This window comes from Gracilibacillus halotolerans, from assembly GCF_014206945.1.
Lineage (GTDB): Bacteria > Bacillota > Bacilli > Bacillales > Amphibacillaceae > Gracilibacillus > Gracilibacillus halotolerans.
This window is the reverse complement of record NZ_JACHON010000037.1, coordinates 1-7,639: the sequence shown is the minus strand read 5'-3', so window position 1 is coordinate 7,639 and position 7,639 is coordinate 1. Positions and strand designations below refer to the sequence as shown.

General features: G+C 34.6%; 9 protein-coding genes and 2 pseudogenes. 3 read left to right on the top strand and 8 right to left on the bottom strand.

Annotation, left to right across the window (positions count from 1 at the left end; translation table 11 throughout):
• The first annotated feature begins 168 nt into the window (after window positions 1-168).
• On the top strand, window positions 169-615 hold the full coding sequence (locus GGQ92_RS15865) for a MarR family winged helix-turn-helix transcriptional regulator (protein ID WP_184251269.1): 447 nt from the start codon (window positions 169-171) through the stop codon (window positions 613-615).
• A 79-nt stretch (window positions 616-694) separates the two neighbouring features.
• Here GGQ92_RS15865 and GGQ92_RS15860 read toward each other — a convergent pair whose 3' ends face one another.
• On the bottom strand, window positions 695-1,213 hold the full coding sequence (locus GGQ92_RS15860; protein ID WP_184251267.1) for a CarD family transcriptional regulator: 519 nt from the start codon (window positions 1,211-1,213) through the stop codon (window positions 695-697).
• Between the two features lie 88 nt (window positions 1,214-1,301).
• Window positions 1,302-1,904, bottom strand: coding sequence for a VTT domain-containing protein (locus tag GGQ92_RS15855; protein ID WP_184251266.1), 603 nt, complete (start codon window positions 1,902-1,904; stop codon window positions 1,302-1,304).
• Window positions 1,905-2,075: 171 nt separating this feature from the next.
• Between GGQ92_RS15855 and GGQ92_RS15850 the strand changes: the two genes are divergently transcribed.
• Window positions 2,076-3,584 (top strand): malate:quinone oxidoreductase, encoded by a 1,509-nt coding sequence (locus GGQ92_RS15850; RefSeq protein ID WP_184251264.1) that lies wholly within the window; start codon window positions 2,076-2,078, stop codon window positions 3,582-3,584.
• Window positions 3,585-3,688: 104 nt separating this feature from the next.
• Here the strand turns inward: GGQ92_RS15850 and GGQ92_RS15845 are convergent, their stop codons facing one another.
• The 5 genes from GGQ92_RS15845 to GGQ92_RS15825 form a co-directional block, all read right to left on the bottom strand.
• Window positions 3,689-4,036, bottom strand: coding sequence for a hypothetical protein (locus GGQ92_RS15845; protein ID WP_184251262.1), 348 nt, complete (start codon window positions 4,034-4,036; stop codon window positions 3,689-3,691).
• Between the two features lie 83 nt (window positions 4,037-4,119).
• The gene (locus GGQ92_RS15840) at window positions 4,120-4,623 is read right to left on the bottom strand and encodes a GNAT family N-acetyltransferase (RefSeq protein ID WP_184251260.1); all 504 of its coding nucleotides are present in this window, start codon (window positions 4,621-4,623) and stop codon (window positions 4,120-4,122) included.
• Between the two features lie 102 nt (window positions 4,624-4,725).
• A complete protein-coding gene (locus GGQ92_RS15835) occupies window positions 4,726-5,271 on the bottom strand; it encodes a hypothetical protein (protein WP_184251258.1) in 546 nt (181 codons plus the stop codon).
• 58 nt (window positions 5,272-5,329) lie between these two features.
• Complete coding sequence (locus GGQ92_RS15830; RefSeq protein ID WP_184251256.1) at window positions 5,330-5,524, bottom strand: histidine phosphatase family protein; 195 nt, start codon at window positions 5,522-5,524, stop codon at window positions 5,330-5,332.
• An 18-nt stretch (window positions 5,525-5,542) separates the two neighbouring features.
• Window positions 5,543-6,043: a GNAT family N-acetyltransferase gene (locus GGQ92_RS15825; RefSeq protein WP_184251254.1), complete on the bottom strand. Its 501-nt coding sequence runs from the start codon at window positions 6,041-6,043 to the stop codon at window positions 5,543-5,545.
• Window positions 6,044-6,209: 166 nt separating this feature from the next.
• Between GGQ92_RS15825 and GGQ92_RS16740 the strand changes: the two are divergent.
• Window positions 6,210-6,701 (top strand): annotated as a pseudogene (locus tag GGQ92_RS16740) (DDE-type integrase/transposase/recombinase); the annotation flags it as partial.
• On the opposite strand, the pseudogene GGQ92_RS15820 reads toward GGQ92_RS16740, so the two are convergent.
• Window positions 6,696-7,639 (bottom strand): annotated as a pseudogene (locus tag GGQ92_RS15820) (transposase); the annotation flags it as partial. The pseudogenes GGQ92_RS16740 and GGQ92_RS15820 overlap by 6 nt on opposite strands.

The window sequence follows — 7,639 nt, the reverse complement described above, 5'->3', positions numbered from 1 at the left end:
AAGCGTAGCGCGGTAGAATTTCCAGTTAAGTGTACAAAAAGAGAAAGCTCTATCTATTGAGGGTTTAACGTCCTTGAGAAATACTTGACACAAACCACATAATCAACCAAGTTGACAGTATACGTCGATTTTTGTATAGTAAATGACGACAATAGGGGGAGTGATTCTTTGACTGCAAGAGAAGTAGACAATTTAACTCTAATTGATTTATTAAGTGATAGGCATCATCTGATGCGTGACACTTTAGATAATAGATGGAACGAGCTGCATGACATACAGATTTCCACGTCTGAGTGGTACATAATCGGAAAGATTTATAATAAGAATGCTACGATTACACAAATAGCAAAAGAAGCTAATCTTACTCGCCAAGCAGTTCATAAGCATGTCAAAAATCTTTCTTCTAAAGGAATTGTTGACACCAACGAGCTGAAATCCAACAAAAAAGGGAAATTAATTTGCTTGTCCACACTAGGTATCGACTATTATGAGCGATATGAGCAGCTAAAAGTTTCACTTGAAAACGCTATAGCACAATCGTTAAATGAGGAGCAATTACAGCTGTTAAAAGACTTATTAAGAGAAGATTGGAAAATTGAGCATGCTGAAATTTAAATAAAAAAATTCGAACGAATTTTTCTCGTTCGAATTTTTTATTTCATATAATTTCAATTCTTTCAATAGTCTTATCCAATTAACTTGGTAAATTCGCTATTTTTCCCTCAATTTGATTATTTACCATTGCATCTACACTTTCGTAAGTCATATCAAGTGCAAGAGCAATTTCGTGAAATAGAATTTGTTGAATATCTTCAAGAAGTTTTTCATCTTTTTGGTAAAGTCTCTTCTCTTCTTTATCTAATTCTATTCTTCTTCTCATGAGGGTATTGGCTACTTGGGCAATATCTTTATTATTACCTTTATTTACGATCCCACTAAACTCATTGAACCGTCTATTTGCATTATCTACCCAGTCGATTCCTTCTTCGTCGAATGTTTCTAATACTTTGAGTGCTTCTTCTTTGTTCATTAATCCTTTAATAATTACCTGATCGTTGTTAACAGGTGCACTGATGGTTAAATGATTTTCTGAAGCCACCGGATGCAAAATATAATATTGCCTTGTTACTCCCGAAATGGTCTTTTCTTGAATGTCATCAATCTTACAAATACCATGTGAAGAGTAGATGATTAAATCTCCGATATTAAACATTTATTCACATCCAATCTCATCGTTAGTTTTATTATACCAATTCCATCCTATTTTGTCAACCCAGTTGACAAAATCCGCAATAATATGCCTATTTCTTTCGCTTCCAAAACTTGTATAAAATAAATAAAAGCACAAAAAACAAAAGTCCATATATAACATACGAGTACATATCCATATAGTCTACTAACACTTCCCATGAAGCACCTAATTTAGCTCCTAGATAGACTAATACGGAATTCCATATGAGTGTACCTAAAGTTGTTAACATTAAAAAAAGCGGAGCATTCATGTGTGACATTCCAGCTGGGATTGAAATTAAGCTGCGAATTATTGGAATAAATCGACAGAAAAACACTGTCCAAGCACCATATTTAGCAAACCATGCATCTGCTCGATGAATATCGTTTCTTGTAATACGCAGTATATGTCCCCATCTATCGATAATCTTTTCTAGTCTTGCAACATTTAGTTGTAGCCCAATACTATATAAAATAATTGCTCCTACAACAGATCCACCAGTCGCCGCAAGAATTACGCCAACTACCGTTAAATTCGTAGTAGTTGTCATAAACCCACCAAATGTCAAGATAATCTCAGATGGTATTGGTGGGAAAACATTTTCTAATGCAATAAGAAGAAGGATTCCAAAATAACCTAAGTCATTCATAATATCTACTAACCAATTTTGCACGAATTTATCCTCCATATAACTATTCTTCTATTCTATTAAGAGATATGAATAAAAATTCTAGTTCTTTTAAATGCTGTTTATCTATTATATAATATATAGTATGAAAAAATGTAATATGCCTTAAGAAAAATAAAATTAATCATCCATTATTGATGGTAAGGAAGGTTAAAAATGAGTAATCATCAAAATCAAACAGAAGTTATTTTAATTGGCGCAGGAATTATGAGTGCAACATTAGGGGCCATATTGAAAGAACTAGCTCCACACTGGAAAATTACTGTCTTTGAAAAATTAGAAAAAGCAGGGGAAGAAAGTTCCAACGAATGGAATAACGCAGGTACAGGACATTCTTCATTATGTGAGTTAAACTATACTCCCGAAAAAGCTGATGGTTCCATCGATATTACAAAAGCAATTACAGTTAACGAAGACTTTCAAGTATCGAGGCAATTTTGGTCTTACTTAGTGAAAAATAATCTGATTAGTAATCCTGAAAACTTTATTATGCCTCTTCCCCATATGAGCTTAGTTCACGGAGAAGATAACGTTAACTTTTTACGCAAAAGATTTGAAGCGTTATCAATTAATCCTCTCTTTAAAGAGATGGAATTCTCTGATGACCCGAAAAAGTTAAAAGATTGGATCCCTCTTGTTATGGAAGATCGAGAGATTAATGAACCAATTGCGGCAACTAAGATTGACTCAGGTACAGATGTGAATTTTGGTGCATTAACTAGAATTTTATTTGAACACTTAAAAGATCAAGGTGTAGAAATTCATTACAACCATGAAGTAAAAGATTTAAAACAAGATTCAACTGGTGCTTGGAATCTTAAAGTTCGTAATTTAGAAGAAGGAATAGTAGAAAACCATACCGCTAAATTTGTTTTCATTGGTGCGGGTGGTGGAAGTCTTCACCTCTTACAAAAGTCTGGCATTAAAGAAAGCGTTGCAGTAGGTGGTTTTCCAGTAAGTGGATTGTTCCTTGTATGTAATAATCCACAGATTGTTTCTAAGCATCATGCAAAAGTCTATGGTAAAGCTGCTATTGGTGCACCACCTATGTCTGTACCGCATCTGGACACTAGATATATCAATAACGAGCAAGCGTTATTCTTTGGACCATTTGCTGGTTTTTCACCGAAATTCTTAAAGACAGGTTCTAATATGGATTTATTTAACTCCATTAGATTGGATAACGTATTTACAATGCTTGCAGCTGGTACTAAGAATCTAGCTTTAACGAAATATCTTATTGAGCAGCTTCTATTATCAAAGGACCAACGAATAGAAGTATTGCGAGAATTTATTCCTAATGCTAAAAGTGAAGATTGGGATTTAGTTGTCGCTGGTCAACGTGTACAAGTTATTAAAGACGATGAGAATGGAAAAGGAACATTAAAGTTCGGTACAGAGGTTATTCATTCACCGGATGGCTCTATTGCAGCCTTGTTAGGTGCTTCGCCTGGTGCTTCTACGGCTGTATCTATTATGCTAGAAATCCTTGAAAAATGTTTCCCTGAACATTTACAAGAATGGGAACCAAAGATAAAAGAAATGATTCCAACTTACGGTGTTTCTCTTTCTGACAAACCATCGTTAGTGGAAGAAATTCAAGCTGAGACGGATCAAGTTTTAGGTTTAATCAATGAGAAGGAACAGCGAACGGCTACACGTTAAATACAAATATGAAACAATTATGTTATAAGTAAAAACAAGAACTTCTATTTACTTGGAAGTTCTTGTTTTTTTGTATGTATATAATGTGTCTACTTCTGCTTAACCTACTGATTTAGTATATTTTCTTTAAGCTTCGGTAATTTAACAAACAGAAGAGTCATTGGTAAAATAATTACAGCTAGATAGCCTAAAGCTTTGTAATCAAACTCAATTAACTCAAATCCAAACATAGATACTGGAAACATTATCGCTATCATTAATATAAACGGAAAAAACATTATAGAAGCTATACCTAACCCTTTCTTGTAATTAAAAAGTGCTCGCCATTTCTGCTCATTCATATTAAAGATCTTTTTCAACGTTATGAAAAGCAACAGTACTATTCCCACATAAAGTAAGGAACTAATAATGCTTAACACGATATAAGCCACAACTAGTAAAAATAGCTTCAAAGACTCTCACCTCTCCTCTAGATTCTGGTCTTCCTTTTTTAAAAAAGCCGATGATAGATTAAATACTAGCGGTAGCTTTTATCCTATTTTCCTTCATAATCATGTATGTTTAAAACCATTCTCACTGTTCGTAAAATGTGACCGTCAAAATCCTCGTTAAATTCTTCTACAACTTCAAAACCTTTTGCCTCGTAAAACACTTTACCAATCGTGTTATCCCTCTCTACATTTATGTATATTTCTTTCACACCTTTAATCTTTTTAATTCCTTCTTGTAATAATGCAGTCCCTATACCAACTCCATGATATTCTGGGATAATGTATATTGCTCCCAACTCTACTTCCCGATCGTTTTTAATTGGTGAGAAATTGGCAAAACCGACAATTCCAGCTTCTGTCTCGGCAACATATATAAAAGAATTGTTTAATCTCTTTTGCATCATTTCGTCACTATAAGCGGATTTCAAAAAGTTAACTTGAACATCTACTGGGATGATATCTTTATACGTATTATTCCAGCTTATTTTCGCGACATCTTGAACTTGTTTGATATCTTCTTGTTTCATTTTGCGTATAAGAAAATCCACATCCACCCTCCAAATAAAATTGTGTACTTAATATTATGGTCGGTACATTTCTGATTATTTTTAAAGAGTCTAGCTAATTTATTACTAGAGATTATTGATTAATTATTTCCATATATTCAAATACTTTTTCTTATACTTAGTGTCGTCGATAATTTCTATCAACTCCATAGCTTCCGTTTTAACATCTTCGTCAGCTAAACGATCGTACAAATTTCTCATGTTTTGTATGATATCAGAACGAATAAGAGTAAAATTCTTTTCATCTGTACAATTCTTGAAACGGTGAGACATGTATTCCATAACCATTTCTTTTTGAGCGTTTCCAGTAAGTCCTACTTTCCATATCGATTGCAGACAATGTCTTGCAGTGACAAACTTTTCATCTTTAGTTACCTCCCATAGCTTAGGGAAATCTATTAGCATTTTGTTTTCTGGATCACTCTTAGCTAAATTTGCTAGATACTGTGCAGCACGGGAGCGTTGGTGGTTATCTTTATGAGACAAGTCCTCCAGCAGTTGATCCCAAACTTCGTAAGCCCAATCTACTTTTTGTTCCGTCATTTTTAAAATGTTAAGATATGCCTCATAACGTTCCTCTTTATCTCCTGATTTAGATTTTTCGAATTCGTCTTTGATCTGACTATCCATTTTAGAACCACCTTATAATAACGTTTGTATATAATAATACCGCTTCATACTCGAATACTTAAATTAGGTGCTTTACCATATTTTCTTGAGTTATCCTCCATTTATCCTTCACCAATTCTATCTTATGGATACTCGTATTGAATGCTGGAAATAGTTTGTTTTTGTTTGTCCACTCAATATCTTGAAGAATGTGATAAATAATATTAATTACTCCTCCATGAGTCACAATTAAAACATTATCTTGTAATCTCATTTTTGACTTGCTTAGTTTCTATAAAAATAAAACCATAAGTTCCTCGTCATAATATGTATTATTAAACTTTAATGCTCTTTTGTCATTTCCAAATATCTCAAACCCACAAGATACATATAATTTTTTCGCAAAGACATTAGTCGCTAAAACACTGAGGTAAATTTGCTCAATACCTCCTAAATTTTTGGCGTATTCAATTGCTGTTAAAATTAGCTCTTTTCCTAATCCACGACCCCGTTCTTCTGGTTTAACATACATAGCTACGAGATTTACTCGATGACTCAATTTCATATGCTGCTCTTTTACTAGAGTTACAACACCAACAAGCTGTGAGTCTTTAAAAGCACCAATTGTAGTAGCCTGCGTGGAATTATTAAAACTTAGTTTATACTTTTCCGCTGATTGATTTTTTTCTTCTTCATAGGTTGTTGCAAAAGCAGTTGGACTATCTTGCAGTGCTTCAAGTCTTAAAGAAAAGTATTCGTCAGCATCAGCCGATATTAATTTACGTATTTTCATAATTTCTCCCCTATACTGTGGCTCGTATTGTCAAAAGTTTTATAGTAAAAACTTGTTAAAACCTTGGTTTAATAGTCTTTAAATGCAAAAAACTTGCCACCCCCCGAATCTTGGTGTTTGATGAGGTTACCACACTCACACCAAATCCAAGATAGGAAGTGACAAGTTGTACCCTCAATTTATAACCTATTTGCTTCAATTTATCAAGTTTCAAGAAAAAATAATTTATGCATTATTAGGGATTCTGCTAGGCAAATCCGTTGCGAAAGCTCCATTCGATGAGCCTGTCAACAAACCTTATCGAAAGTTACAAGTTGACGATATGCCTGTCATTGAAACCCTTGAAAAGCTAGACTATAAAAAGCTTATCAATGATTACCAAGTTGAACATGGTAAAGTCCTAAAACCCGTCGCTCGCCGTAAAAATAGTGTGGTTACAGTGCCAGCGACACTTACGTGTCCAAAATGTTCAGCGCCGTCCGAATACCTTTATGCGAATAACGGTAATATTGGACAGTACAAATGTAAAGTGTGTGCGTGCTTATTTAGTAAACAAAATCGTTTCCTCAAGGAAGCCATTATCAAATGTCCACATTGTTTAAAGACTTTAGAAAGGATTAAGGAACGTAAGGATTTTTACGTTTATAAGTTAACGAACATTGTTAAGCTGAAAGAATTCCTTGAGATACGCATTAACCCGTTCAACAGCGGTACGGCGTTTAAAAATGGTTTTCCAAGCCTGAGAACCACGTGCTGGTGCTGCATATCTTCTAAGGTCTGTTGTGATCTTTACCTTATAAACTTTTTGACAGATACCTTCGTTAGCTAAGGGACAATCGATACACTCTTTTGGTCGTGTATACTTTAGCGTCTCACGCTTAGCATCATAGCTATCGTAACGATAAGAATGTTCTCTAAAACAAGTTGGTGCAAAATGTTTGTCGAAGCCAATGGCTTCACTTTCGTTTTTCTTATTGTACGCAATAATGGATCGGTGTCCCATTCGGTGAACTTGTTCATAAATCGGGTTATAGTCATAGCCAGCATCCATAGCCTGATAACATATCATTGGAAGGGATAGCCTTTCGTCTATTCCTTTAAGCAATGGGATAGCTGCTTTTCCATCATTCAGACTACCAGATGAAAAGAGAGACTGGATAATATATTGACTTGAAGCTCCAACGGCTAAATGCCCTTTGTAACCGAACCAGAATTCATTTTTACCTTCCGATTTTTTCTTTACTCCCCATTTGGGGTCATGAGGAACTTCGGCACGAAGTTCCGTTAAGGACGCATCTAATTGTGCTTCTATTTTCTTTTCATACAAGGGCAGACTTGCTTCTTTTTCAGCTTGTTCTTTTAACCATTGTTCACGCTCTGCTTTAGGCTTGCGTCCGCGCTTTTTAGGTTCAGCTTTTGGTTTTTCTTCTTTAGTTGGAGCCTGATCACGTGCTTCAAAATGGGTAGCGTCAATTGCGATTGTGTCATCTATAATAAAACTTTCTGAAATAGCTTGAAGGACAACTTCTTCTTGAATCTTTTCTAAAATATCAGATTCACTTAACTTGGTTAAAAGTCGAGAGTAAGACGCTTCTG

Excerpts from the sequence above, each read along its gene's own strand:
- GGQ92_RS15860 (WP_184251267.1), bottom strand. The coding sequence starts at position 1,213 with ATGTTTAATATCGGAGATTTAATCATCTACTCTTCACATGGTATTTGT.
- GGQ92_RS15850 (WP_184251264.1), top strand. The coding sequence starts at position 2,076 with ATGAGTAATCATCAAAATCAAACAGAAGTTATTTTAATTGGCGCAGGA.
- GGQ92_RS15835 (WP_184251258.1), bottom strand. The coding sequence starts at position 5,271 with ATGGATAGTCAGATCAAAGACGAATTCGAAAAATCTAAATCAGGAGAT.
- GGQ92_RS15830 (WP_184251256.1), bottom strand. The coding sequence starts at position 5,524 with ATGAGATTACAAGATAATGTTTTAATTGTGACTCATGGAGGAGTAATT.
- GGQ92_RS15825 (WP_184251254.1), bottom strand. The coding sequence starts at position 6,043 with ATGAAAATACGTAAATTAATATCGGCTGATGCTGACGAATACTTTTCT.